Annotated in this window: 16 protein-coding genes and 1 riboswitch; of the genes, 8 read left to right on the plus strand and 8 right to left on the minus strand. The window is 72.1% G+C overall.

The genetic code is table 11. The features are described 5' to 3' along the window. Positions 1 to 31: 31 nt before the first annotated feature. Positions 32 to 733 (minus strand): hypothetical protein, encoded by a 702-nt coding sequence (locus tag Q4A22_RS07220; RefSeq protein WP_303178125.1) that lies wholly within the window; start codon positions 731 to 733, stop codon positions 32 to 34. Positions 734 to 884: 151 nt separating this feature from the next. On the opposite strand from Q4A22_RS07220, the gene pcrA reads away from it, so the two are divergent. Further along, positions 885 to 3,338, plus strand: coding sequence for a DNA helicase PcrA (pcrA, locus tag Q4A22_RS07225; protein WP_303178126.1), 2,454 nt, complete (start codon positions 885 to 887; stop codon positions 3,336 to 3,338). Positions 3,339 to 3,369: 31 nt separating this feature from the next. Here pcrA and Q4A22_RS07230 read toward each other — a convergent pair whose 3' ends face one another. Further along, on the minus strand, positions 3,370 to 4,173 hold the full coding sequence (locus tag Q4A22_RS07230) for a hypothetical protein (protein ID WP_303178128.1): 804 nt from the start codon (positions 4,171 to 4,173) through the stop codon (positions 3,370 to 3,372). Positions 4,174 to 4,385: 212 nt separating this feature from the next. Between Q4A22_RS07230 and sucC the strand changes: the two genes are divergently transcribed. Further along, positions 4,386 to 5,555 carry an ADP-forming succinate--CoA ligase subunit beta gene (gene sucC, locus Q4A22_RS07235; protein ID WP_303178129.1) on the plus strand — a complete coding sequence of 390 codons (1,170 nt, stop codon included), beginning with the start codon at positions 4,386 to 4,388 and terminating at the stop codon, positions 5,553 to 5,555. 32 nt (positions 5,556 to 5,587) lie between these two features. Beyond that, positions 5,588 to 6,505 carry a succinate--CoA ligase subunit alpha gene (sucD, locus tag Q4A22_RS07240; protein WP_303178131.1) on the plus strand — a complete coding sequence of 306 codons (918 nt, stop codon included), beginning with the start codon at positions 5,588 to 5,590 and terminating at the stop codon, positions 6,503 to 6,505. Between the two features lie 106 nt (positions 6,506 to 6,611). On the opposite strand, the gene purU is transcribed toward sucD, so the two are convergent. The 3 genes from purU to Q4A22_RS07255 form a co-directional block, all read right to left on the minus strand. Beyond that, positions 6,612 to 7,484 (minus strand): formyltetrahydrofolate deformylase, encoded by an 873-nt coding sequence (gene purU, locus Q4A22_RS07245; protein WP_303178132.1) that lies wholly within the window; start codon positions 7,482 to 7,484, stop codon positions 6,612 to 6,614. 632 nt (positions 7,485 to 8,116) lie between these two features. Further along, positions 8,117 to 9,277 (minus strand): VIT1/CCC1 family protein, encoded by a 1,161-nt coding sequence (locus tag Q4A22_RS07250; protein ID WP_303178133.1) that lies wholly within the window; start codon positions 9,275 to 9,277, stop codon positions 8,117 to 8,119. A gap of 76 nt (positions 9,278 to 9,353) precedes the next feature. After that, complete coding sequence (locus Q4A22_RS07255; RefSeq protein WP_303178134.1) at positions 9,354 to 12,344, minus strand: DEAD/DEAH box helicase; 2,991 nt, start codon at positions 12,342 to 12,344, stop codon at positions 9,354 to 9,356. A 232-nt stretch (positions 12,345 to 12,576) separates the two neighbouring features. Here Q4A22_RS07255 and Q4A22_RS07260 point away from each other — a divergent pair, with 232 nt between their 5' ends. The 4 genes from Q4A22_RS07260 to Q4A22_RS07275 all read left to right on the plus strand — a co-directional run bounded on the left by Q4A22_RS07260 (position 12,577) and on the right by Q4A22_RS07275 (position 21,189). Then, a complete protein-coding gene (locus Q4A22_RS07260; RefSeq protein WP_303178135.1) occupies positions 12,577 to 15,705 on the plus strand; it encodes a hypothetical protein in 3,129 nt (1,042 codons plus the stop codon). A gap of 135 nt (positions 15,706 to 15,840) precedes the next feature. Continuing rightward, entirely contained in the window at positions 15,841 to 17,997 is a 2,157-nt protein-coding gene (gene betT / locus Q4A22_RS07265; RefSeq protein WP_303178137.1) for a choline BCCT transporter BetT, read from the plus strand. Then, the gene (locus Q4A22_RS07270; RefSeq protein WP_303178138.1) at positions 17,994 to 19,487 is read left to right on the plus strand and encodes an aldehyde dehydrogenase family protein; all 1,494 of its coding nucleotides are present in this window, start codon (positions 17,994 to 17,996) and stop codon (positions 19,485 to 19,487) included. The genes betT and Q4A22_RS07270 overlap by 4 nt, the downstream gene beginning before the upstream one ends. A gap of 115 nt (positions 19,488 to 19,602) precedes the next feature. Next, positions 19,603 to 21,189, plus strand: a complete 1,587-nt coding sequence (locus tag Q4A22_RS07275) for a GMC family oxidoreductase (RefSeq protein ID WP_303178139.1) — start codon at positions 19,603 to 19,605, stop codon at positions 21,187 to 21,189. Between the two features lie 244 nt (positions 21,190 to 21,433). Here the strand turns inward: Q4A22_RS07275 and Q4A22_RS07280 are convergent, their stop codons facing one another. Next, positions 21,434 to 21,730 carry a hypothetical protein gene (locus tag Q4A22_RS07280; RefSeq protein ID WP_303178140.1) on the minus strand — a complete coding sequence of 99 codons (297 nt, stop codon included), beginning with the start codon at positions 21,728 to 21,730 and terminating at the stop codon, positions 21,434 to 21,436. Positions 21,731 to 21,750: 20 nt separating this feature from the next. Beyond that, positions 21,751 to 21,893, minus strand: a riboswitch (SAM riboswitch). A gap of 100 nt (positions 21,894 to 21,993) precedes the next feature. Continuing rightward, on the minus strand, positions 21,994 to 23,157 hold the full coding sequence (locus tag Q4A22_RS07285) for a glycosyltransferase family 1 protein (protein ID WP_303178142.1): 1,164 nt from the start codon (positions 23,155 to 23,157) through the stop codon (positions 21,994 to 21,996). Positions 23,158 to 23,273: 116 nt separating this feature from the next. Between Q4A22_RS07285 and Q4A22_RS07290 the strand changes: the two genes are divergently transcribed. Beyond that, positions 23,274 to 25,187 (plus strand): DUF6350 family protein, encoded by a 1,914-nt coding sequence (locus Q4A22_RS07290; RefSeq protein WP_303178144.1) that lies wholly within the window; start codon positions 23,274 to 23,276, stop codon positions 25,185 to 25,187. Positions 25,188 to 25,287: 100 nt separating this feature from the next. Here Q4A22_RS07290 and Q4A22_RS07295 read toward each other — a convergent pair whose 3' ends face one another. Next, positions 25,288 to 25,917 carry a DUF308 domain-containing protein gene (locus Q4A22_RS07295; RefSeq protein ID WP_303178145.1) on the minus strand — a complete coding sequence of 210 codons (630 nt, stop codon included), beginning with the start codon at positions 25,915 to 25,917 and terminating at the stop codon, positions 25,288 to 25,290. Between the last annotated feature and the right edge of the window lie 28 nt (positions 25,918 to 25,945).

Consider the following 25,945-nt stretch of genomic DNA (forward strand, 5'->3'; position numbering starts at 1 on the left):
CGGGACCCCCGGACCCCCGACTCCCGGGCCCTCAGCCGCGCGGGCGCTGACCCGGCAGCCGCCCCTCGGCGAAGTCGTCCATCTTCCGCCGCACCACGGAGACGGCCACGAGCACGGCGATCAGCACCAGCGCCGCGAGCAGGACCCACCGGGCGACCACCAGGCCGGAGGCGAGCGCCGCGAGGCCGTGGTCGCCGGGACGGGCCACGGCGGCGTCGAGGGCGGCGTTGCCCGCGATGAAGACCACGGTGTGCGCGAGGACCACTGCCCAGCAGAGCCACCGCCTGCCACGGCTCGGCACGTTGAGTCCGGTGAAGAGCAACCAGCCCAGACCCGTGAGCAGCGGCGTGAACAGGCCCGTGGTGAGGTGGACGCCCGAGTACTCGCCCGGCCCGTCCGCCCCCAGGGCCCGTGCGAACCGCTCCAGGTGCTCCGGGGCGAACCCGCCCGCCAGCAGGTCGGGGGCCGTGACGCCGTGCGCCAGGCTCCCGGAGACGCCGCGCAGCACGAGCAGGTGGTAGTACAGCCACAGGGCCACGCCCACGAAGAACGCGACGCCCACCAGGATCCCCGCCGAGGACCCCTTGGTGGGCTCCGCGGCGAGCTCACCGGCGCGCATCTCGTGCACGCTCGGCGGGCGCACCACGGTCTCCCGGGCGCTCGTGGCCCCGCGGGGCTCGGGTGCCCCCGCGTCCCCGTACTTCCTGGCCTTCTGCGCTCTGGTCATACCCATGCGCCCATTATCTCCCGGGCCCCTCGCCCTCCCCGCCAGCCGGCGGGGCGACGACGCCGCCGGGCACCGGCGCGTCCGCCCGGCACCGTCCAGGTCGCGGCGCGGAGAGGCCGGTGTGCGCGTCCGGGGCCCTGGATACACTGGGCGCACCATGGACTACCTCTCTGACAACCCCCTGCTCTCCGCGACCTCCGTGCGCGCCACGCCTGAATCCACCAGTGCCTCGAGCGCGGCCACCTCCCGGGAGCAGCTCGTGGCGGGCCTTAACGAGCCGCAGCGGGCCGCGGTGGAGCACGCGGGGTCCCCGCTGCTGATCGTCGCGGGAGCGGGGTCCGGGAAGACCCGGGTGCTGACCCACCGCATCGCGTACCTGCTGGCCACGGGTCGGGCCACCCGCGGGGAGATCCTGGCCATCACCTTCACCAACAAGGCCGCCGCCGAGATGCGCGAGCGGATCGTGGACCTAGTGGGGGACTCCGCCCGCAGCATGTGGATCTCCACGTTCCACTCCCTGTGCGTGCGGATCCTGCGGCGCGAGGCCAAGACCCTGGGGCTGTCCACCGCCTTCTCCATCTACGACTCCGCGGACTCGCTGCGGCTCATCACGCAGGTGGCCAAGCAGCACGAGCTGGATCCCAAGCGCTTCGCCCCCAAGGCCATCCAGCACAGGATCTCCGCGCTGAAGAACGAGCTCGTGGACGACGAGACCTGCCTGGCGCGTGCGAGCTCCACGGATCCGTTCGAGACCGCCGTGGCCCAGGTCTACCGGGGGTACACGCAGCGGCTGCGCGCGGCGAACGCCATGGACTTCGACGACCTCATCGCCGAGACCGTGCACATGTTCCGCGCCTTCCCCCAGGTGCTGGAGTACTACCGCCGCCGCTTCCGCCACGTCCTGGTGGACGAGTACCAGGACACCAACCACGCCCAGTACGCACTGGTCCGCGAACTCGTGGGCGGGAACTCACCGCAGGGCACCGACCCCTCAGGGACGCCCCCGGCGGAACTGACCGTGGTGGGGGACTCGGACCAGTCCATCTACGCGTTCCGCGGCGCCGACATCCGCAATATCACGGACTTCGAGCGCGACTACCCCTCCGCGCGCACCATCCTGCTGGAGCAGAACTACCGCTCCACCCAGAACATCCTCTCGGCCGCCAACGCCGTGATCTCCCAGAACGCGGACCGCCGAGACAAGAAGCTGTGGACGGCGGAGGGCGACGGCGCCCCGATCGTGGGCTACGCCGCCGAGAACGAGCACGAGGAGGCCCGCTTCGTCGCGGAGGAGATCGACAGGCTCCAGGACGAGCACGGCGTGCGCCCCGGGGACGTGGCGGTGTTCTACCGCACCAACGCGCAGTCCCGCTCCCTGGAGGAGATCCTCATGCGCGTGGGCCTGCCCTACAAGGTGGTGGGGGGAACCCGCTTCTACGAGCGCAAGGAGATCAAGGACGCCATGTCCTACCTCCGGGCGATCGCCAACCCCGCGGACGACATCACCGTCCGCCGCATCGTCAACGAGCCCAAGCGCGGGATCGGGGACCGGGCGCAGGGCTCGATCGCCGCGCTCGCCGAGCGCGAGGGCATCTCCTTCTGGGACGCCATGCACCGCCTGGACGAGGCCCCCGCCCTGGCCACCCGCTCCGCGAACGCGATTCGCACGTTCGCCCAGCTCATGGACGACCTGCGCGAGCTGGCGGACGGCGCGTCCGTCGCCGCGGTGCTGGAGGCCGTGCTCGAGCAGTCCGGGTACCTGGAGGCCCTGCGCACGTCCACCGACCCGCAGGACGAGTCCCGGGTGGAGAACCTGGCGGAGCTCGTGGCCGTGGTGCGCGAGTTCGAGAAGGACCACCCGGACGCAGACCTCGGCCAGTTCCTGGAGCACGTGGCCCTCGTGGCGGACGCGGACCAGATCCCCTCGCGGCCCGAGCAGTCGGGGGAGGGCGGGGCGAGCGCCCAGCAGATCGCAGAAGAGGTCGAGGAGGCCCGCTCCCAGGGCGTGGTGACCCTCATGACGCTGCACACCGCCAAGGGACTGGAGTTCCCCGTGGTGTTCCTCACGGGCATGGAGCACGGCATCTTCCCGCACCAGCGCAGCTTCGCGGACCCCTCGAGCATGGAGGAGGAACGGCGCCTGGCGTACGTGGGGATCACCCGCGCCCGGGAGCGGCTCTACATCACCCGGGCGGAGTCCCGGTCCATGTGGGGCCAGTCCCAGTTCAACCCGGCGAGCCCGTTCCTGGACGAGATCCCGGCGCGCCTCATCGACTGGAAGCGCGAGGGCGCTCCCGCCGCCGGGGGATGGGGCTCACCCGTCCACGCCGGCTTCGACTCCAGGGACTCCTCCCGCGGCTCGTCCTGGGGTGCAGGGGCCGGTTCCGGGGCCACGTTCCGCAGACTGCCCCCGACCTCGACGGGCCGGGTGGAGCCCAACAGGGAGATCCCCTCGCTGAGCGTGGGAGACACCGTGGAGCACAAGGCCTTCGGGCGCGGCTCCGTGGTGTCCCTGGAGGGCAGCGGGGACAAGACCGTGGCCAAGGTGCGCTTCGGGGCGGAGGAGAAGCGGCTGCTGCTGCGCTACGCCCCCATGACCAGGGTGTCCTGAGCGGGCGGGCCGGGCTCTCCGGTGACTGCCCTCAGAGCAGCGCGAGCACCAGCACGGTGAACGGGGCGGTGACCCGCAGCGACTCGCGGCCGCGCACGTGGATCACACCGAGCAGAACGTAGGCCACGGCGGTGGTCAGCGCCACGGCGGGTCCCCGGGACAGCAGGGCCACCACGCCCATCACGAGGCCCGCCACCAGACCGCCCCAGGGGAGCAGGCCGGCGCCACGGAACGACACGAGGCCCAGCACCGCCCGGTGCGCGTACGCCAGGAACCCGGCGAGCAGGACGCACCGGCCCACGTGGTAGACCACCCGGGCCAGCAGCGCGAGCCACGCGGGTCCGCCGTAGGCCCCGTACAGCCGCTGGTAGAGCTCCACGGGGGCCGGGCCCCCCGGCACCCCCAGCAGGGCGGGCAGCGCGACCGCCGCCACCACCGCTGCGGCGAAGCACAGCAGCACCGCACGCCACGCGCGGTGGTCGAGGGCGGCGTCGTCCGCCGCGGCCGCGGGGTCAGCCGGAACCGCGGAATCAGCCGCGGGGCCGGAGGAGTCCGGGGGGAGCAGGTCCGCGGGCAGGGGGTCCAGGCCTCGGCGTCGGGACCAGGCCACGAGACCGCGGGCCACGAGCAGCCACAGGGCGCCCAGGGCGACCCACGCGACGCACTGCCACCCCAGGGGGTAGAGGGCGGGGGCCGCACCCGTGTACGTGAGGACCGTGCCGGCCACCACCAGCTCGAACCCGAGCGCCACGAACGAGAACGTGGCGAGCGAGGCCATGAACCCACGGTCCGCGTGACGGGCGTCCCAGATCTCCGGCAGGTCGATGCGTCGCATGGACCCAGTCAACCAGGGACGGGCACCGGGCGGAGAACCCTCCGCCGCCCCCGGGCGTCCGGTGCAGGTACGGCGAATCGCGTCCCCATGGACTAAAATCGCCGTGAGGGCACTGCGAGCGCGACGCTGCGCCGCATCCCCCCACACCAGGTCGCACCAGCCGGGGGTTCCCGGTTCGGGACGACACACCTCGACGCAAAGGACACTTATCCGTGGACCTGTTTGAGTACCAGGCACGCGACCTGTTCGAGAAGCACGGTGTTCCCGTGCTGGCCGGCATCGTCGCCACTACCCCAGAAGAAGCCAAGGCAGCGGCCGAGAAGATCGGCGGCGTGACCGTCGTCAAGGCCCAGGTCAAGGTGGGCGGCCGCGGCAAGGCCGGCGGCGTCAAGGTTGCCAAGAACCCGGACGAGGCGTTCCAGTACGCCCAGCAGATCCTGGGGATGGACATCAAGGGCCACACCGTGCACCGCGTGATGATCGCCCAGGGTGCGGACATCGCCGAGGAGTACTACTTCTCGGTCCTGCTGGACCGCGCGAACCGCTCCTACCTGGCCATGTGCTCGGTGGAGGGCGGCATGGAGATCGAGCAGCTCGCCGTGGAGCGCCCGGACGCGCTGGCGCGCGTGGACGTGAACCCCGCCGAGGGCATCACCGAGGAGAAGGCCCGCGAGATCGTGGCGCAGGCCAGGTTCGACGCCGAGACCGCCGAGAAGGTCGTCCCCGTGCTGGTGAAGCTCGGTGAGGTCTACACCAAGGAGGACGCCACCCTGGTGGAGGTCAACCCGCTGGTGAAGACCGGCGACGGCCAGATCCTCGCCCTGGACGGCAAGGTCTCCCTGGACGACAACGCCGAGTTCCGCCACCCGGAGCACGCCGAGCTGGCCGACAAGACCTCCGCGGATCCGCTGGAGGAGAAGGCCAAGGAGAACGACCTCAACTACGTCAAGCTCGACGGCGAAGTGGGGATCATCGGCAACGGTGCGGGCCTGGTCATGTCCACCCTGGACGTGGTGGCCTACGCCGGCGAGAAGCACGGCAACGTGAAGCCCGCGAACTTCCTGGACATCGGGGGCGGCGCCTCCGCCGAGGTCATGGCCAACGGCCTGGACGTCATCCTGGGGGACCCGCAGGTCAAGTCCGTGTTCGTGAACGTCTTCGGCGGGATCACCGCGTGCGACGCCGTGGCCAACGGCATCGTCAAGGCGCTGGAGATCCTCGGCGACTCCGCCACCAAGCCCATCGTGGTGCGCCTGGACGGCAACAACGTGGACGAGGGCCGCGCGATCCTCCGCGAGGCCAACCACCCGCTGATCACCTCCGCGGACACCATGGACGCCGGCGCCGACAAGGCCGCCGAGCTCGCCCACTCCGCCAAGTAAGCGCCCACGAACAGATCTACCAGGAAGAAGACATGTCGATCTTTTTGAACAAGGACTCCAAGGTCATCGTTCAGGGCATCACCGGCGGCGAGGGCACCAAGCACACCGCGCGCATGCTCGCGGCCGGCACCCAGGTGCTGGGCGGCGTGAACGCCCGCAAGGCCGGGACCACGGTGAGCCACCAGGACAAGGACGGTAACGCTGTCGAGCTGCCGGTCTACGGCTCCGTGAGCGAGGCCATGAAGGAGACCGGCGCAAACGCGTCGATCGTCTTCGTGCCGCCGGCCTTCTGCAAGGATGCCGTGATCGAGGCCATCGACGCCGAGATCCCGCTGGTGGTCGTGATCACCGAGGGCATCCCGGTGCAGGACTCCGCCGAGTTCTGGGCCCACTCGCAGGCCAACACCGGTGCTGACGGCAAGCCCAAGACGCGGATCATCGGCCCCAACTGCCCCGGCATCATCTCCCCCGAGGAGTCCCTGCTGGGCATCACCCCCGCGAACATCACGGGCAAGGGCAAGCTGGGCCTGGTCTCCAAGTCCGGCACCCTGACCTACCAGATGATGTACGAGCTGCGTGACCTGGGCTTCACGACGGCCATCGGCATCGGCGGCGACCCCGTGATCGGGACCACCCACATCGACGCCCTCGAGGCGTTCGAGGCGGACCCCGAGACCGAGGCCATCGTGATGATCGGTGAGATCGGCGGCGACGCCGAGGAGCGCGCCGCAGACTTCATCAAGGCCAACGTCACCAAGCCCGTGGTGGGCTACGTGGCCGGCTTCACCGCCCCGGAGGGCAAGACCATGGGCCACGCCGGTGCCATCGTCTCCGGCTCCTCCGGAACGGCACAGGCCAAGAAGGAGGCCCTCGAGGCCGCCGGGGTGAAGGTCGGCAAGACCCCCTCGGAGACCGCGCAGCTGATGCGGGAGATCTTCTCCGCCAAGTGACCCGTTCCCGGTTCGCCGGGGCCGCGCACACCACGACGCCGCTCGCCCACCTCGGTGGGGGAGCGGCGTCGTTCTGTTCCCGGGACCGTGCGCCGCGGCCCCCGGGTCAGGCCAGGACGATGGTGCGGTTGCCGGAGACGACCACGCGCCCCTCGGCGTGCCACTTCACGGCCCGGAAGAGCGCCTGGGACTCGGCGTCAGCGCCCGCGGAGACGAGGTCCTCGGGAGTGTGGGCGTGGTCCACGGGGATCACGCGCTGCGCGATGATGGGGCCCTCGTCCAGCTCGGGGGTGACGTAGTGGGCGGTGGCACCGACCATCTTCACCCCGCGCTCGTACGCCTGGTGGTAGGGCTTGGCCCCCTTGAAGGAGGGCAGGAACGAGTGGTGGATGTTGATGCACCGCCCGGTCAGCTCCCGGGTGAGCTCGTCCGAGAGGATCTGCATGTAGCGGGCCAGGACCACGAGCTCCACGTCGTACGCGGAGACGAGCTCCAGCAGCTCGGCCTCCGCCTGTCGCTTGGTCTCCCGGGTCACCGGGACGTGGTGGAACGGCACGCCGTAGAAGTCCACGAGGGGCTGCAGGTCCGGGTGGTTGGAGACCACTGCCACGATCTCCACGGGCAGCGATCCCGTGTGGGCGCGGTGCAGCAGGTCCGCGAGGCAGTGGGAGATCCTGGAGACCATCACCAGCACACGGGTCTTCTTCCGGGCGTCCACCAGCCGGAAGCTCATGCCGTGCTCCTCGGCAACCGGGCGGAAACCCGCGACGAGCGATTCGGTGCTGACGGTTCCGGGAGCACTGATGGTGTGGCAGCGCATGAAGAACTGGTCGTCGTGCCGGTCCGAGAAGTGCTTGACGTCGAAGATGTCGCAGCCCTGGGCCGTGAGGTTGGAGGCCACCGCGCTCACGAGACCGTAGGCCTCGGGGCAGTGGACGGTGAGGACGTGCTCATCGGGCATGGACTGCTGGGCCGGCATGACGGGGGGCTCCTGGGGTGGTGGGTCGGATCGGGGCCGGGCGGCGCGCTTGCGCGGATCGGCCGTGGGCCGGACCGATTTTACCGGCTCTGCGGAGGTGGCGCGGGCTGCATCGGCGGGTACCGGGCCCAGCACGGGGCGTTATCGACCGGTGGCCGCGTGAGCGGACGGTAGGAGCCCGTCCGGCGCGGGGAGAGGTGCGCCTCTGCAAGAGAACCAGCGGCCACCGGCAGGCGATAACGCCTCAACGGGATCAAGCCGTGGGCTGAGCGGCTACCGACGCACAGCACCTGCCGCAGTGCACCCCCCAGTGCAGGAGCGGCGGTTTTCCTGTGCGAAGTCTCCCGTTGCTGTGGTTCTGTGAACCACCCCTCAAGAATATCGGAATTTCTCAGTTGTCTCGGAGAGCGTGCGAACTCATGCAGCGGCGCTTTCACCAAGCGGCCCACGGCGGCACTGCCGCAACTGCAGGGAAAGGCGTCACAAAACATGCCGTTGACCAGTGCAGATGCTGATTTCCCGGGACATTTCAGGAATTGCCGAAAGTGAATGAGCGACTGTCCCGAGAGAGCCTCATCGACCTGTGGGCGCTAGAGGGGACAAGTCCGAGTGTCGTATTCGGGCGCCCGTCCTCACGCCACGCCGGTGTTGAACGCGAGCCCCAGCAGGTAGGTGGCGATCGCGGCGCCGTAGCCGATCGCCAGCTGGCGCAGTCCGCGCTTCAGGGGGGAGGCCCCGGAGAGCAGACCCACGAAACCGCCCGTGACCAGCAGCGCGGCCCCCACCAGCAGCATTCCCACGAGCAGTGCCGTGCCACCCCCGAGCCCGAAGAGGTAGGGCAGGATCGGGATGATCGCACCAGAGGCGAAGAAGCAGAAGCTCGACGCCGCCGCGCCCAGGTCCGTGCCCAGCGCCTCGTGGCCCCCGTCCACGGGGGTGTCCCCGGCGGCGTCGGACGCCAGGGCACGGCGGGCCTTCTCGTCCTGGAAGGACAGGGACGGGTCGCAGTCGCAGTCGTGGTATCCCAGCCGCTCGGCGGCGCGGTGCTCGGCGGCCTCCTCGCTCATGCCGCGGGCGCGGTATATCAGCGTCAGCTCGTTCGCGTCGAGATCCAGGGACGGCGCCACCTGCAGGGTCACCTGGGTGGGCTGCGAGGCGTCCAGGAGCTCACGCTGCGAGCGCACCGAGACGAACTCGCCGGCACCCATGGACAGCGCCCCGGCGAGCAGCCCGGCGACGCCGGAGAACAGCACCATGGAGCTCGCCGTGCCGGTGGCGCCCACCCCCATCACCAGGGCCAGGTTGGACACGAGGCCGTCGTTGGCGCCGAAGACCGCTGCCCGGAAGTTGCCGGAGAGCCGGGTGCGCCCGTCCGTGGCGAGGGCGCGGATGATCTCCTCGTGCACCGCCTCGTCCGCGGCCATGGCGGCGGTGGCGTCCGGGTCCTCGCGGTAGGGGGAGCGTGACTCGGCGCGCTGGAGCAGGGCGAGGACGAACACGGAGCCCACGTGCTTGGCCAGGAACATGAGGACTCTCGCCCGCAGCGCGGGACGTGCCGTGCGTTCGGCGTGGGGGCCCAGCAGCCGGCGCCAGTGCTCGGCGTGGCGGCCCTCTCCCTCGGCCACGCGGTGCAGGATCTCCGCGTGGCGTCCGGAGCTGTGGCGGGCCAGGTGCTCGTAGGTGGCGGCCTCGGCGAGCTCGTCCGCGAGGTAGTGCCGCCAGCGCCGGATCTGGGCGGGCGTGGGGTCGGTGTGCGGTGTGGTGGCGGGGGTGTCGGTGCTGTGCGCTGGCATGACACGCGATCCTACGGAGCCGGGGCGAACCGTGATTTCGGGAGGCCGAATGCACGGGTCCGCGGTGGGAGGCGGGTCACAGGCCCACGAGGGAGCGGATGTCGTCCGCGTCGAGGGCGGCGGAGAACACGCGCTCGTCGTCGAGCACCGCGGAGAACAGGTCCGCCTTGCGGGCCTTGAGCTCCATGACCTTCTCCTCGATCGTGTTCTCGGCGACCATGCGGTAGACCATGACCTTGCGGGTCTGCCCGATCCGGTGGGTGCGGTCCACCGCCTGGTTCTCCGCAGCGGGGTTCCACCAGGGGTCCAGCAGGAAGCAGTAGTCGGCCTCGGTGAGGTTGATCCCGAAGCCGCCCGCCTTGAGGCTCACCAGGAACACGGGGGCGTCCCCGCCGCGGAACCGGTCCAGGGCGGCCTCACGGTCGCGGGTGCCGCCGTCCAGGTAGCTGTAGGCGATCCCGGCCTCGTCCAGGCGCCGGGCCACGATCTTGAGGAAGCTCGTGAACTGGCTGAAGACCAGGGGCCGGTGGCCCTCCTGCAGCAGCTGGGGGAGCTGCTCGAAGAGCACGTCCAGCTTGGAGGAGGGCACGGTGGACTCCGGGTCCGCCAGGGCGGGGTCCAGGGCGAGCATCCGCAGGGTGGTCAGCGACTGGAAGATGGTGAAGCGGTTCCTGTCGAAGTCCCGCAGCAGCCCCAGGATCTTGGCCCGCTCGCGCTGCAGCCGGCGGTCGTAGGCGCTGCGGTGTTCGGGGTTCAGCTCCACGGGCAGCACGTGCTCGAGCTTGGGGGGCAGCTGCAGGTCCACGTCCGCCTTCGTGCGGCGCAGCATGAACGGCTTCATCCGGGCGCGCAGCCGGGCCAGCGCCTCCGGGTCCATGGCTCGCTCGATGGGTCGCTGGTAGTGCTCCGTGAAGCGTTTGCGGGAGGGGAAGAGACCCGGGGCGGTGAGGGACAGCAGGGACCACAGCTCCGAGAGGCTGTTCTCCATGGGGGTGCCCGTGATCGCCAGGCGGGTGCGGGCCCGCAGGTTCTTCACCGCGCGGTACGCCTTGGTGCGGGGGTTCTTCACGAACTGCGCCTCGTCCATCACCACGCCGGCCCACTCCACGTCCCGGTAGGCGTCCGCGTCCAGGCGCAGCAGGGCGTAGGAGGTCAGCACCACGCGGGACGAGGCGGCGGCCGCGGCCACGGAGTCCCTGGTGGTGCGCAGCACGGTGGCCGGCAGCGACGGCGCGAAGCGGCGCAGCTCCGCAGACCAGTTGGCCACCACGGAGGTGGGCGCCACCACCAGGAAGGGCGGCAGCTGCGGGTCCCGGGAGACGGACCGCAGCATCGCGGCGATGGTCTGCACGGTCTTGCCCAGGCCCATGTCGTCCGCGAGCACCCCGCCGAGCTCATGCTCCCACAGGAAGCAGAGCCAGCGGTAGCCCTCGTACTGGTAGGGGCGAAGCGTGGCCCGCAGGGTCTCGGGCGCCGGGGGAGAGGGGACCTCGTCCAGGTGGGCGAGCGCACGCACGCCCTCCCGCCAGCGCTCGGCCTGGTGCGTGTCCGTGGCAATGTCCTCGAACTGCTCCCACAGGCTCGTCTGGTAGCGGTTCAGTGCGAGCGGGGCGCTGCGGTCCTCCTGCAGGGTGCGGGCCTCGGCGATCAGGGTGCGCAGCCGGGTGAACTCCGGCCGGTCCAGGGAGAAGTAGGAGCCGTCCCGCAGCAGCATCACGTCCTGGCCCCGGTCCAGGGCCTGGAAGATCTCGGAGAACGGGAGGTAGTGCTCACCCACCCTCACGGTCACCCCGAGCCCGAACCAGTCGTGGTGCTCCGTGGGGGCGGTGGAGACCGTGATCTCGGTGGGTTCGGTGACCTCCCGGTACACGGGGGTTCCGCCGGTCTCCTCGATCCGCAGGTCCGGGATCCGGCGCAGCTGCGGCAGCCAGGTGCGCAGCAGCGTGAGGGCGTCCTGGGCGGCGTAGGAGCTGCGCCTGAAGTCCAGCTCCGGGACCCTGCGGTGCACGGCCTGGACCATGGAGGACTCCCAGCGGGCCTCGCGGGCCACGGGTTCGTCCCCCAGCGGGTCCAGCGGCCGGAACGGCAGCCGCACGCGCTCCCGGCCCTTCTGGTACTCCCACTCCCACTCGACGCGCTCGGTGAGGTCGTCGTGGTGGACCGTGAGCACGAACTCGGGATCCGCCACCTGCGGCAGCACCAGGGACTCCTCCTGGGCGGTCACGCGCATGCTCTGGTGCAGGCGCGGGAAGTAGGTCTCGAAGAACTCCTCGACCCCGTCCCGCGGCACGGTGAGGGACTCGGCCCGGTCCAGGAACGACCGCTGCTGCTGGTTCAGCCGGGTCCCGAGCACCACGAGGTGCAGGGGGAAGCGGTTGAGGTCCTCCGCGGCGGCCAGCTCCTGGGGGGTGGCCTCCGGGTGGAACAGCCCGTGACCGGGCTCGCCGATGATCCGGGCCCAGCGCAGCGGGATCTCCTGCTCGCCCACGATCAGCTGCGGACGCAGGGAGAGCTCGCCGCCGTCCCCGGACTCCACGCGCACTTCGAAGCGCCCGTCCCGGTCCAGGACCACGGGGGCCCCTGTGCCCCGGGAGACCACGGGGATGCCCAGGCCCTCGGCCCGGGCCAGGATGGGCCACAGCAGGGGGGAGGTGTAGCGCTCCATGTGCAGCTGGTGGCGGTCCGCCGCGTAGCTGCCGCGGTGGGACTCGGACAGCGCCCGCAGCTCCTCGAACCAGTCCAGCTGCTCGGGCCCCAGGACCCCGGCCCGGGCGTGGGAGGCCAGGTTCCCCCAGTCGATCCCGGTGTGCACCCAGCCGCGCCGCCCGCGCAGCACCGGCCGCGCGGTGAGGGTCAGGGGCGTCTCCTCGGGTGACGTCTGCCACGCCCGCGGGGAGCGGTTCTGCACCCGGGCCAGGTCCATCTCCAGGGCCACGGCGGGTCCGGAGTCCGGGTCCGCGACCACGCGGCCGCCGTCCGCGCCGGGCACGATCCGGGAGAGCTCGCTGCGCCAGTCCCGCTCCGCTCCCGGCACGCGGGCATCCGTGAACTGCGCAGCACCATCCATGGCGTCCACGGTACCGTCCGGTGCGGACACGGGAACGGGCCGGACGCGCGGGGGCCGGGCGTGCGGCGTCGTCGTGCGACGGGCGCCCGGCGGGAGCGCACCAGCGGGGCGGGCGGTGACACCGGGGCGCCCCGCCAGGGCGGAGGGCGCGCCGGGGAGCCGCGCGCGGGAACTTATACTCGGGAGCGGACTGTGACGACCAAGAGCGCCCCGCGGCGCAGACGGAGGATTTGTGGCTGACGCTGCCGGTTTCCACACGGGAGACCACGCGATTGCATCCGGACCCCGGGAGGTCGAGTACCTGCGGTGGAACGACGCCGTGGCCCGTGCCTTCTTCGGCCCCCGTGCGGCGGGTGAGCTGGTCCAGCTGGACCTGGACGAGAAGATGCTCGAGCAGATCGGCGCGGAGTTCGGCCTGGACGGGCCGTCCACCCTGCGGGCGCTCGCGGACTCCGTGACCCCGCTGCTCGTCACCGACGGCTCACGGCGCTCGGTGTTCGACGCCTTCAACAAGCTCACCGAGGTCTGGTACCGGATGTCCCGGCGCCAGCTCGAGGACCTCACGAAGATCGGTCCGCCGCCCATCGTGGCGCTGCTGGCGCTGCTCTCCCTGGCGGGGCGGCACATGTCCGCGCTCGCCGCGCGCACGGGCAAGAAGTCCGTGTCCACGTTCTACCTGCCCCTGGCCGTGCTGCTGCAGGCGGGGCAGGAGAACGTCAAGGCCCTGGAGGCCGCGGTGCGCAAGGACACCGAGACGTACTGGGACGCGCTGCGCTACTGGCTCGAGGCCTTCGACGGCCAGCTGGGCCTGCCCTCCGCCTACGCCGTGAACCACCGGCCCGTGGGGCTCGCGCTGTCCCAGACCCTGTTCGGCCCGTCCGAGCTGCGCCAGCTCCACCAGCTGTTCGAGGACCTGGAGCTGACCACCGCCCAGGGGATGAGCGCGCAGGAGCTCGGCATCTACGTGGACTTCTGGCTCGACATCGCGGACACGGACGTGTCCAAGTCCATGCGCAGCATCTGGTCCAACCCGCTCACCCGGGACCCCGCGCTGCAGGTGGCGCTGGCCCAGCTGGACGCCTGGGAGTCCGCGCCGGACGACGACGCCGTCCCCGCCCCCCGCGGCTCCCGCCACCTGGGCTCGCGCAGCCCCGGGCTGTCCCTCACGGACGGCACGGACTACGTGGGCAACCCCGTGTACGAGCTGGGGTTCGTGGTGCCCAAGCGCCTGGTGCCCGGGCGCGAGGTGGACCTCGCGACCACCGCCGGGCCGCGGACCATGTTCCTGAACTACATCGGGGACGCCTTCCTGGGGATCTCCGCGTACGCCGCCCGGATGACCAGCGAGACGCTGCTCAGCGGCCAGCTCACCGTCACCGTGGGGGAGCTGAGCCTCACCCGCAACCCGCGCCCGGTGGTGGTCTTCGCCAAGGACGCCTACTCGGACACGTTCCTGTCCGTGGACCACGTGCCCGCCGCGTGGCCCTGCCGCATCATGGTCCGCGACGAGCCGGAGTGGGTGGACCAGGTCCGGGCCATCCTGGACGACTCCGCCTCCCCGGACTACCGGGTGGTGGGCCCGGGGGAGAACGGCGTGGCCGAGGGCTGGGTGCTCTTCGACGACGTCCAGGTGCTGCGCGCCGGGGACCCGGCGCTGACCGTCAACGACAACTTCTCCGCGCTCGTGCCCCGGCTCGTGCCCGCCATCACCCTGTCCGGCGGGCTGCGGATCCCCGGTGACGTGGAGCGCTTCTCCGCGCTGCGCCCGCCCCAGCTCACCGTGACCTCCGACAGCGACGACCCCCTGTCCGTGGAGTGCGAGTGGCGCAACCCCCACTCGTTCAAGCTCATGAGCACCAAGCTCACGGCCCCGCGCGTGCCTCCGTTCCAGGTGAGTCTGGGCGCCACGGAGCTGGCCCAGGAGGACGGACACCTCAAGCCGAACGACTACACCCTGGTGCTGCGCTCCGGGCGCACCGTCAAGCAGCGCCTGGAGTTCCGTGTGCGGGACAGCTCGTACTACATCACCCAGCGCTCGCTGGGCTACGAGGGCGAGATGGTGCACGTGGCCGAGGAGACCCTGTGGCCCGTCACCGCGGTCACCCGGGACGAGCTGCCCGAGGAGTACGTCCAGGGCTCGTTCGACAACATGGCGGCCTTCGAGCCGGAGGACTCCGGCACGGACGCGCCGGAGGTTCCCGAGGTGGCGGGCTGGGAGTCCGCCGAGGGGCAGATGTTCCCGGAGCGCAGCAACGAGCTGCCCCCCGCCGCGGACGTCTCGTGCATGGTCACGGGGCGGCACAAGGTGGTCCTGCCCCCCATGGACCCCAAGGCCAGGGCGCCGTGGGTGTTCGGGCGGTGCAAGTTCTGCGGGCTCACCAAGCGCTACCCGGGCCGGCTCACCAAGCTCTCCGCGGTGGGTCAGACCGGTTCCGTGGAGGCACTGCAGTTCATCGGCCCGGACGAGGGTGAGTACCCCGGCTCGTGGGCGCCCTTCAAGGACATGCTCACGTTCCTGGGCGGCGGCAAGCGTTCGAGCCTGTCGATCGTGGCCCGCCAGCTCGAGGACTCGGAGCGGTTCGAGGAGTGGTTCGTGGGCCACCTGCAGGCCCTCGGCTTCCTGGAGGTGATCCGGGACGAGAGCTGGACGGTGCGCCGCTGGCAGGTGTGCTCCCCGGCGCTGACCCAGCTGGTGGACGGCTCCGTGCTGCTCACCGGTGGGTGGAAGGCGGAGCAGGAGGAGGCCGTGACCCGGGCCGCCGCGGCCCAGGGGAGCGAGGCGGTGCTGCTCTCCCCGGAGGACCACGCAACCACCATGCTCCAGGACGTGGACCTCGACGCGCTGAGCAGGTCCCTGCCCGGCGGCATGTGCGACGTGGTCTACGACGCCGGGCCCGTGATGCTGGACACCCTCCCGCCCCTGTCCACCGTGGTGGCGGGCCTGCCCCTGCGCGAGATGCAGTACAACGGGGTGGCCGAGCGCTTCGTGCCGGCGGACGCCACGTGGGAGGCCACCGAGGACCGCAACCAGCCGGGGCTGTACCGGATCAACCACCACCACAAGACGCGCTACGTCTACCGCACCGCGGAGGACGTGGACTCGGGCCACGCCCGTTTCGTGTCCTCAGGGCTGGGCAAGCACCTGGCCGCACGGGACCTCGGCACGCCGCTGGTCAGCTACGACCCCGAGCTGCGGCTGCTGTCCGTGCCCATCGGCGCGGCCCTGCCCGGGCTCTACGCGCGGGCCGCCGTGCTGTGCTCCGGGCTGCTGCCCACGCTCGTGGACGAGGACTTCTCCCTGAACTACGGGGACGTCTCCGAGGAGTTCGCCGCGGCTCTGGTGTCCAAGCTCCTGGGCTGACACGCGGGGCGGCGGGGGCGCGTTGCGAGCCCGCCGCCGCCGTCCCTACAGTGGAAGCGCCTGCACTGCCCACCCCGTGGCAGCTCGACGCCTCGACCCCGGGTCGCCCTCGTCCGGCCCAGCGACGAACCGCACATGAGCGAATCCTCGACCACCCAGCCGGACCGCGCCGGATCGACCGCCCGCACCGGGCCAGCAGACCCCGCTCCCGTGGAGGAGGCACCCGGGAGGATGCCCGTCAACTGGCGGGTGCTGATCTCCGCGGCGGCCCTGATCGTGGGGCTCTCCGCCTGGGCCATCGCCGCACCCCAGCAGGCCGACGCCGTGATCGGAGGTGTGGTGGCGTGGGTCGCCTCCCGGCTGGGATGGTTCTACATCCTCACCGCCACCCTGGTGATCGTGTTCGTGGTCGCGGTGGCCGTGAGCCGCGGCGGCGCCGTGCGCATGGGACCGGACCACGCCCGGCCGCAGTTCAACATGTTCACGTGGACGGCCATGCTGTTCGCGGCGGGCATCGGCGTGGACCTCATGTTCTTCTCCGTGTCGGAGCCGGTGAGCCAGTACTTCGCCCCGCCCTCCGGGGACGGCCAGAACCTGGGAGCAGCCCGCCAGGCGGTGGTGTGGACGCTGTTCCACTACGGCATCACCGGGTGGGCCATGTACGCCCTGATGGGCATGGCCTTCGGGTACTTCGCGTACCGCTTCGGGATGCCCCTGAGCATCCGCTCCGCGCTGTACCCGCTGCTGGGCAGACGCATCCACGGTGTGGCCGGCGACGCCGTGGACACCGCCGCGCTGCTGGGCACCGTCTTCGGGGTGGCCACCTCCCTGGGCATCGGGGTGGTGCAGCTGAACTACGGTCTCAAGACCCTGTTCGGCGTGCCCGAGACCCTCGCGGTGCAGTCCGCGCTGATCGCCGTGGGCGTGGGGATGGCCGTGGTCTCGTGCGTGTCCGGCGTGGACAAGGGCATCCGCCGGCTGTCCGAGCTGAACATCGTCCTGGCCATCGGGCTCATGCTCTACGTGCTGGTGGCGGGGCGCACCGCGTTCCTGCTGGACGCGATCGTGATGAACATCGGGGACTTCGTGGCGAGCTTCCCGGGGATGACCCTGAACACCTTCGCGTTCGAGGCGCCCCAGGAGTGGATGAGCACCTGGACCCTGTTCTTCTGGGCCTGGTGGATCGCGTGGGCGCCCTTCGTGGGGCTGTTCCTGGCCCGGATCTCCCGGGGGCGCACCCTGCGCCAGTTCGTGGTGGGGACCATGACGGTGCCCTTCACGTTCATCCTGCTGTGGATCTCGATCTTCGGGAACTCCGCGCTGGACCTCGTGGTCCACGGGGACACTGCCTTCGGGGACGTGGCCGTGAACACCCCCGAGCGCGCCTTCTACACCCTGCTGGAGCAGTACCCCGGTGCCACGGTGGCGGCGTCGATCGCCACGTTCACCGGCCTGCTGTTCTACGTCACGTCCGCGGACTCCGGGGCCCTGGTGATGAGCAACTTCACCGCCAGGATCGACGACCCCAACCAGGACGGCCCCAAGTGGCTTCGGGTGTTCTGGGCGGTGAGCACGGGCGTGCTGACCCTGGCCATGCTCCTGGTGGGCGGCGTGACCACGCTGCAGAACGCCACGCTCATCATGGGTCTGCCGTTCTCGGTGGTCATGTACCTCATCATGGTGGGACTGTGGCGGGCGCTGCGGGTGGAGGTCAGCACCGCGGCCTCCGGCGCGGTGGCCAGCCGTTCCGCCGTGGCGGGCCGCACCGGCCGGGACACGCACTGGCGCTCGCGGCTCTCCCGCCTGGGCGCGTACCCGGGGCCGCGCGCCGCGCAGCGCTACGTGAAGGACGTGGCGGCGCCGGCACTGGAGACCTTGGCGGCGGAGATCCGCGGGTCCGGGGTGGCGGTCGTCGTGGAGACCACGCCTGTCGCGGAGGGCCCCGGGCTGCAGCAGACCAGCCTGCACGTGGACCTCGCGCCCGAGCGCGACTTCCTGTACCGCATCCACCCGGTGGCGTTCCCCACCCCCGGCTTCGGCGGCTTCCGCACCAACCCGGACTCGGACCGGTACTTCCGGCTGGAGGTCTTCACGGCCACCGGCTCGCTGGGCTACGACGTGCTGGGGTACACGTCCGAGCAGCTCATCAACGACGCGCTCGACTGCTACGAGCGCCACCTGGAGTTCATCCGGCTGAACCACGAGCACCCCGGCAGCACCCAGATCGGCCTTCCCACGGCCGAGCTGAGCGCCGTGGCAGAGAACCCCGCACCCAAGGAGGAGACATCGTGAGCAACACCCTGTACATCGACGGCCAGTGGGTCCCCGCGCTGCGCGGCGGAACCCGCACCATCACGTGCCCCGCGGACGGCACCGAGGTGGCCGTCGTCGCCGAGGCCACCCGCGAGGACACCGAACGCGCGATCGGCGCGGCCCGCGTGGCCTTCGACGACGGCCGCTGGTCGAGCGTCCCCGCGGGGGAGCGCGGCAGCTTCCTGCTGCGCGTGGCGGCCCGGCTGCGCGAGCGCGCCGAGGAGTTCGCCCGGGCCGAGTCCCTGGACACCGGCAAGCGCATCGACGAGTCCCGCCAGGACATGTCGGACATCGCGGACTGCTTCGAGCACTTCGGCAAGATCGCCGCGCAGGACGCGGGCCGCGTCGTGGACGCGGGGAACCCGGACGTGGTCAGCCGCGTGGTCCACGAGCCCGTGGGCGTGTGCGGGCTCATCACCCCGTGGAACTACCCCCTGCTGCAGGCGGCGTGGAAGATCGCACCCGCGCTCGCCGCGGGCAACACGTTCGTGCTCAAGCCGGCCGAGCTCACGCCCCACACCGCGATCCTCATGGTGCAGGTGCTGGAGGAGCTCGAGCTGCCCGCGGGGGTGGCCAACCTGGTCCTGGGCGCCGGGGCGGAGGCGGGTGCGCCGCTGTCCTCGGACCCGCGCGTGGACCTGGTCTCCTTCACCGGGGGACTCGTGACCGGCCGCGTGATCGCCCGTGAGGCGGCGGCCACCGTCAAGAAGGTGGCCCTGGAGCTGGGCGGCAAGAACCCGAACGTGGTGTTCGCGGACGCGGACTACGACGCCGCCCTGGACAACGCCCTCAACGCCGCCTTCGTGCACTCGGGGCAGGTCTGCTCGGCCGGGGCCCGGCTGGTGGTGGAGGAGTCCATCGCGGAACGCTTCGTCGCCGACCTCGCCGCGCGGGCGGAGGGCATCCTGCTGGGCGGCCCGTTCGACGAGAAGGCCGAGACCGGTGCGCTGATCTCCGAGGCCCACCGCGAGAAGGTGCACGCATACGTGGAGCACGCCCGCGAGCAGGGAGCGCGCATCCGCTGCGGCGGCCGCTTCGCGGAGGGTCCCTCCGCGGACGGCTCCCTGGAGCTCTCCGACGGGTTCTTCTACCTGCCCACGGTGATCGACGGGTGCACCCCGGACATGGACTGCGTGCACGACGAGGCCTTCGGCCCCACCGTGACCGTGGAGACCTTCCGCACCGAGGAGGAGGCCGTGGCGATCGCCAACGACACGTACTACGGCCTGGCCGGTGCGGTGTGGAGCCAGGACGCGGGCAGGTCCCAGCGCGTGGCGGGGAAGCTGCGCCACGGCACCGTGTGGATCAACGACTTCCACCCCTACCTGCCCCAGGCGGAGTGGGGCGGCATGAAGCAGTCCGGCGTGGGCCGCGAGCTGGGTCACGACGGGCTGGGGGAGTACCAGGAGACCAAGCACGTCTACCAGAACATCCGGCCCGCCGTGACCGGATGGTTCGCGCAGCACTGACGCACCCCGTGCCGGGCCCGGTCCCGGCGCACGGCACGGCCCACGACGCCGCACGGGCACCGCGGCGCGGAGGACACGCGTGCGGCGTCGCCACACCTGATCGACGGGAGAACACATGACGGAGAAGAACACCCTGGCCGAGTACGACTACGTGGTGGTGGGGGCAGGCTCCGCCGGCGCAGTGGTCGCCGCGCGGCTGAGCGAGGACCCGAGCGTTTCGGTGGCCCTGCTCGAGGCCGGTGACCACGACGCCGGCTACCCCGAGGTGCTGCAGCTCAACCGCTGGATGGAGCTGCTGGAGTCTGGGCACGACTGGGACTACCCGCTCGAGGAGCAGGAGAACGGCAACTCGTTCATGCGCATGGCCCGCGCCAAGGTGCTGGGCGGGTGCTCGTCCCACAACTCGTGCATCGCGTTCTGGGCGCCGTCCGAGGACCTGGACGAGTGGGAGTCCACGTACGGTCTGGACGGCTGGAACTCCGAGATGGCGTTCCGGCTGTACCAGAAGCTGGAGAACAACGAGGACCCGGGCGCCCACCACGGCCACGACGGGCCCGTGCGCCTGCGCAGCGTGCCCCCGGCGGACCCGAGCGGCGTCGCCCTGCTGGAGGCGGCGGAGCAGGCGGGGATCCCGCGCGCGGACTTCAACACGGGCAAGACCGTGACGCGGGGCGCGAGCTTCTTCCAGATCAGCGCCCGGGAGGACGGCACGCGCTCGTCCTCCTCGGTGAGCTACCTGCACCCGGCGCAGGACCGCGAGAACCTCACGATCCTCACGGGCACCCAGGTCAAGCGGGTGCTCTTCGACGCGGACCGGCGGGCCACCGGTGTGGAGGTCACGGACAACGCGTTCGGCAGGGCGCACGTGATCTCCGCCCGCCGCGAGGTGGTCGTCTCCGCCGGGGCGATCGACACCCCCAAGCTGCTGATGCTCTCCGGGATCGGTCCCGCCGAGCACCTGCGCGAGGTGGGCGTGGACGTGCTGGTGGACTCCCCGGGCGTGGGCTCGCACCTGCAGGACCACCCGGAGGCGGTGATCCAGTGGGAGGCGAAGAAGCCCATGGTGGAGGACTCCACGCAGTGGTGGGAGATCGGCGTGTTCGACCAGGTGGACGAGGGCCTGGACCGCCCGGACCTGATGATGCACTACGGCAGCGTGAACTTCGACATGCACACCTACCGACAGGGCTACCCCACCTCGGACAACGCCTTCTGCCTCACCCCCAACGTGACCCACGCCCGCTCCCGCGGCACCGTGCGCCTGCGCACGCGCGACTACCGGGACAAGCCGCGGGTGGACCCCCGCTACTTCACGGACCCCGAGGGCTACGACATGCGGATCATGACGGCGGGCATCCGCCGGGCCCGCGAGATCGTGGCCCAGCCGGGCATGTCCGAGTGGGCGGGCAGGGAGCTGTTCCCGGGGGAGGACGTGCAGAGTGACGAGGAGATCGCGGACTACATCCGCCGCACCCACAACACCGTGTACCACCCGGCGGGTTCGTGCCGCATGGGCCCGGTGGAGGACGCGGACTCGCCCCTGGACCCGCAGCTGCGCGTCAAGGGGGTCTCCGGGCTGCGCGTGGCCGACGCCTCCGTGATGCCGGAGCTCGTGACCGTCAACCCGAACATCACCGTGTACATGATCGGTGAGCGGGCCGCGGAGCTGATCACCGAGGACCGCGCGGCCGCGCGGGACTGAGCCGCTCCCCGGGGTGTGGAGCGGCCCCGCCCCCCCCGGGGGGGGGGGGCGGGGGCGGCGCCCCGGGCGCCCGGGGGGCCGCGCGCCGCGCGCGGGGTTGGGGGCCGCCCCGCCCCCGGGGGGGGTGCGGGCGGGGGCCCGGGCCGCTTCGTGCCAGGGGTGGGACGACGACGCCGCGCCGGGTTCCACGCCGCCGCGCCGGGTTCCACGCCGTGGGGCGGGTTCCGCGGCGGGCGGGTCGGGCTCAGGCCGGGAGCGGCTCGAGCTTGTAGAAGGACATGCCGCCCGTCACACGGGACGCGCCCGGGACGAGGAGGCGGCGGTACTTGGCGCACCACTGCCCGCGGCCGCGCGCGTGGCGGGCCGCGAGGGCGACCTCGCGGACGTCGTCGGCGGCGTAGCGGTGCTCACGGCCGTCCGCCTCGGTGAGACGGACGCACTGGTGGACGGTGTCCGCGTGGACGGTGACGTCCACCCACTGCTCGCGGGAGTCGGGGGCCGCCGGCGGGGCGGACGGGGGGCGCTGTGCTGTGCTGTTCATGGTCTGTGGCCTCTGGTTCTTCCGGTTTCTTGCCGGGACCACAGGTGTGGTCCGGCCGCTTCGTCATCCAATCCACCCCTGAACCGAGGGTTGGCGTGCACCGAGTTGGAGCTCCGGGTGTGCGCGGGACGGAACGTCCGGCGCACAGGTGCATCTCGTGAAGCCGGTGCCGAGCCTAGTCAGAATTCCCGGACGGGGGCCAGGGGCCGCCCGGGAATGTCATCAAAACTTAACCGGAGGCCCACCGGTCCACGGGGTGGTGCTCAGTGCAGCCGTGCACCCGTGCCGCGCTGGCCCACGAGCCGGGCGTTGATCCGCCGGGCCCGCTCGTAGTGCTCCAGGAGCTGCCCGCACACGGCGTCCCACGTGCGCTCCTGCACCGTGCGGTGGGCGGTGGAGGCGAAGGCGAGGCGCTTGGCGTCGTCGCCCACGAGGTCCCGCACCCGCTCGCGCAGCGCGGTGGTGTCTCCGGGGCGGTAGAGCCAGCCGTTGCGGGAGGCGTCCACGAGGTCCAGCGGGCCACCGCGACCCACGGCCACCACGGGGACGGCGCAGGCCATGGCCTCCTGGATGGTCTGGCAGAAGGTCTCGTGCTCGCCGGGGTGGACGAAGACGTCCAGGGAGGCCATGACGGTGGCCAGCTCGGTGCCCGCGAGGAACCCGGTGAAGTGGGCGCTCGGAAGCAGCTCCCGCAGGGCCGCCTTCTCCGGGCCGGAGCCGACCACCACGAGCCGCGCGTCCGGCAGGGAGTCCAGCACCGCGAGGTCCGCCACCTGCTTCTCCGGGGCGAGCCTGCCCACGTACCCCACGAGCCGCCGGCCGCCGCCCACCCGCTCGCGCCAGGCCTCGTCCCGCAGCGCGGGGTGGAACCGGGTGGTGTCCACCCCGCGGCGCCACATGTGCACCCGCCGCACCCCGTGCTCGTGCAGGGAGGCGATCGAGGCGGTGGAGGGGGCCAGGGTGAGGGTGGCGCTGTTGTGCATGGTGCGCACGTGGGACCACATGCCCCGTTCCAGCACGGCGGCGCCGTAGCGGGCCGCGTACCCGGGGACGTCCGTCTGGTAGACGGCCACGCACGGCAGGCCCAGGGAGCGGGCCGCCTGGATGCCCTGCCAGCCAAGGATGAACGGGGAGGCCACGTGCACCACGTCCGGCGCGAAGCGGGCGAGGATGCGCTGCATGCGGTTCACGGTGCAGCTGGCCACCCGCACCTCGGGGTAGCCCGCGAGCGGCAGCGACGGCAGGCGTTCCACGCGCACACCGTCCACGTGGTCCACGGAGCCCAGGAACAGGGTCTTCTCGTAGGAGGGTGCGATCACCATGGCCTCGTGGCCGTGGTCGCGCAGGTGCTCCAGGACCCGGATCACCGAGTGCGTGACGCCGTTGACGTGGGGGAGGAACTGTTCGGCAACCAGTGCGATTCTCACGCTCCCACCGTGCGCCCCGGGTGTCACGGGCAGCCCACCCGCGGGTGTCGGCGCGGTGAAGTCCCGGCGAACTCCGGTGCGGGTGGCACCGCGGTGGACGTGGAAAGATGAACGTGATGAAACTCCCCTCAGTGCCCGGCGCGATCTCGGGCGTACGTGACCGATGGCGAGCTCGCGGCTCCTCCGCCGCGACGGACGCCGACCTCCCCCGTGAGACCCGCCAGGACGCGGCCGGGCTGCCCATGCCCCTCGCGCTCCAGGGCGTCCTGGAGCTGCTCGCGGTGGCCGTGGTGGGCCTCGTGCTCGGGGCGCTGCTGCTGGGGGCCGTGTGGGCCGCCGGCGGTTTCGCGACCCTCGGCGCGGGCGGGAGCCTGCGCCTGGCCGGGCTGGGGTGGCTGCTCGCCCACGGTGCCCCGGTCACCGTCCACGCCGTCGAGGGGCTGTCCCTGCCGGGCCCGGAGACCGTGAACCTCGTGCCCCTGGGGCTCACCCTGATCCCGTTCGGCCTCGCGGTCGTCGCCGGGCGCAGGATCGCCCGGGCCTGCTGGCGCGGGCAGTTCCTGCTGCCGTTCTTCACGGGCATGGCCGCCTACGCGGTCTTCGCCGCGGCCGTGGCCTGGGCCTGCCGCACGGACCAGGTCTCGGTGGACCTGCCCGCCGCCGCGCTGTGCTCGCTGCTGCCCGTGGGGCTGGGCACGCTGGTGGGCGGCTGGAGCGTCTCCCGCTCCCTGGCCGCGGTGCTCGGGACGGACGCCGCCTCCTGGCTGCAGCGCACCAGCCAGTACTCCCGCTGGGCGGGCTCCTACGTGTGGGCCGTGCTGCGTGCGGGCTTCCTCGCCGCCGTCACCGCCGTGGCCGGGGGCGCCCTCCTGCTCACCGTGGCCTTCGTGGCGAACTGGGACCGGATCATCGCCGTCCACCAGGACCTCGGCACGGGCGCCGCCGGGGACACCGCACTGACCGCCATGCAGCTCGGGCTGCTGCCCAACATGGTCCTCTGGGCCCTCGCGTGGGCCACGGGCGCCGGGTTCTCGGTGGGTGCCGGAACCCTCACCTCCCCCTTCCACACGACCCTCGGACCGCTCCCGCAGTTCCCCGCGCTCGCCGCACTGCCCACCGGGGACCCGTGGGCGTTCGCGCCCGCAGTCCTCGCGCTGCCGGTGCTCGCCGGTCTGCTCGCGGGGTGGTGGTTCTGCCGCGAGGGCGAGAACCACCTGGACGACTGGATGGCCATCCGCCTGCCCCTGCGGTGGTTCACGTTCCTGGTCTCCACGCTGGTCACGGTGGTGCTCATCGCCGCCGTGGGCTCCGGTCTGGCGTCCCTGCTGGTCTGGCTCTCCCACGGTTCACTGGGCATCGGCCGTCTCACGGACGTCGGTCCGCACGCCGGGACCGTCTTCCTGTGGCTCGGTGCGGAGCTCGCGGTGGGCGCCGCCGTGGGCTACGTGCTCGGTCCCTGGCTGGAGCGCGAGGGGTACCGCTCCCGCGACGACCACGACGCCGCTGCCGGCCACCCGGAGCAGGGACCGGTGGCCGAGCGGGCCCGCCCGGTCGTGACGTCCCCGGCTCCGGACGGTGCGCGTCAGCACCACGCGGTGCAGAGCCCCGAGGTGCACAAGTCCGCAACAGGGGAACCCGCGGTGCGGGACCTGACGGAGCAGGTTTCCGCCGGGGACGCCGCCGGGCGGCCTCGCCGGGTGCCAGCCTGGCTGTCCCGTACGGAGGTCCCGAAGGACCCGGCGCGCGCCCCTGCGGCCCGAGAGGACCGGGAGGAGACCACGTCCGACCGCTCCCGCGGCGGGGCGGTGCGGACCCGGCAGGGCGACGCCGCGGCGTCGCCCGCGCCGGACACGGCCCGTTCCGCACCGCGCCCGGAGCGGCGAGCGGGCTCGTCCGCGGTGGTCCGCGGCGCTGGGGCCTCCGGGTCGGGGCGGCCGGGTCTCTCCCGCCGTGAGGAGGCCAGGCAGCGGCGCTCCGCGAAGCGCAAGGCGGCCCGGCTCGCGGCGCTGGACCGCGAGAACGAGCGCTGACGGCCGCTCGTGGTGTCCGGCCACCGGCACCGGTGCCCCGAACCACCGGCTGATCCGGTGACGGCGGCGCCGGGTCAGCCGCGGTGGCGGGTGCCGGGCGTCAGGGCGCGGGGGTGGTGGCGTCTGCCGTGGGCGTTGCCTCGGTGGTGCTGGGGGACGCCGAGCCCGAGGCGCCCGGGGACGGCGGGGTGCTCGCCGTGGCCGAGGGGCTCGCGGCCGGGGAGGCGGTGGCCGCGGCGGACCCCTCCGGGGAGGGGCTCGTGGCGGGTGCTCCGGTCTCCAGAGGACGGCCCGCGAAGTGGTTCCACACGTTGTCGTTCAGCTGCTGCCGGCACGTCTGCTGGGAGGAGAGCGTGAGCGCCTGCTCGGTGCACTCCTGGTAGGCCTGGGTGGCGGGCCACACGACCAGTCGGCTGCCCCCGCTCACCGCGTTGAGCGCGCCCCACAGGACCGCGACCACCCCGAGCGCGATGAGCAGCCCGCGGGCGGACGAGCCGCGGGAACGCACAAGGGTGATGATGCCCATGACCACTCCGGCCAGTGCCAGGGCCACACCCACGGCGGTTGCGATCGCCTCGCCGGTGATCAGCGCCGAGGCGAGCACCGCCAGACCGGCGCCCAGGGCCGCGAACCGGAGCCGGGCGGAGTCGTCCCCGGGCGTCCTCCCGGGGCGCGGTGCGCGGGGCGGCGTCTCGTGGGGCGGCGTGGACCGGTCGCGGGAATCCTGCATGGGATCCACTCTAGGCGAGCGGCCCCGG

Source organism: Kocuria sp., from assembly GCF_030530945.1.
Classification (GTDB): Bacteria; Actinomycetota; Actinomycetes; order Actinomycetales; family Micrococcaceae; genus Kocuria.

Bases quoted from the DNA above. Each gene is read 5' to 3' on its own strand.
- sucD (WP_303178131.1), top strand. From the start codon at position 5,588: ATGTCGATCTTTTTGAACAAGGACTCCAAGGTCATCGTTCAGGGCATC.
- Q4A22_RS07255 (WP_303178134.1), bottom strand. From the start codon at position 12,344: ATGGATGGTGCTGCGCAGTTCACGGATGCCCGCGTGCCGGGAGCGGAG.
- Q4A22_RS07290 (WP_303178144.1), top strand. From the start codon at position 23,274: ATGAAACTCCCCTCAGTGCCCGGCGCGATCTCGGGCGTACGTGACCGA.
- Q4A22_RS07220 (WP_303178125.1), bottom strand. From the start codon at position 733: ATGGGTATGACCAGAGCGCAGAAGGCCAGGAAGTACGGGGACGCGGGG.
- betT (WP_303178137.1), top strand. From the start codon at position 15,841: ATGAGCGAATCCTCGACCACCCAGCCGGACCGCGCCGGATCGACCGCC.
- pcrA (WP_303178126.1), top strand. From the start codon at position 885: ATGGACTACCTCTCTGACAACCCCCTGCTCTCCGCGACCTCCGTGCGC.
- Q4A22_RS07250 (WP_303178133.1), bottom strand. From the start codon at position 9,277: ATGCCAGCGCACAGCACCGACACCCCCGCCACCACACCGCACACCGAC.
- Q4A22_RS07295 (WP_303178145.1), bottom strand. From the start codon at position 25,917: ATGCAGGATTCCCGCGACCGGTCCACGCCGCCCCACGAGACGCCGCCC.
- Q4A22_RS07275 (WP_303178139.1), top strand. From the start codon at position 19,603: ATGACGGAGAAGAACACCCTGGCCGAGTACGACTACGTGGTGGTGGGG.
- Q4A22_RS07280 (WP_303178140.1), bottom strand. From the start codon at position 21,730: ATGAACAGCACAGCACAGCGCCCCCCGTCCGCCCCGCCGGCGGCCCCC.
- purU (WP_303178132.1), bottom strand. From the start codon at position 7,484: ATGCCGGCCCAGCAGTCCATGCCCGATGAGCACGTCCTCACCGTCCAC.
- Q4A22_RS07230 (WP_303178128.1), bottom strand. From the start codon at position 4,173: ATGCGACGCATCGACCTGCCGGAGATCTGGGACGCCCGTCACGCGGAC.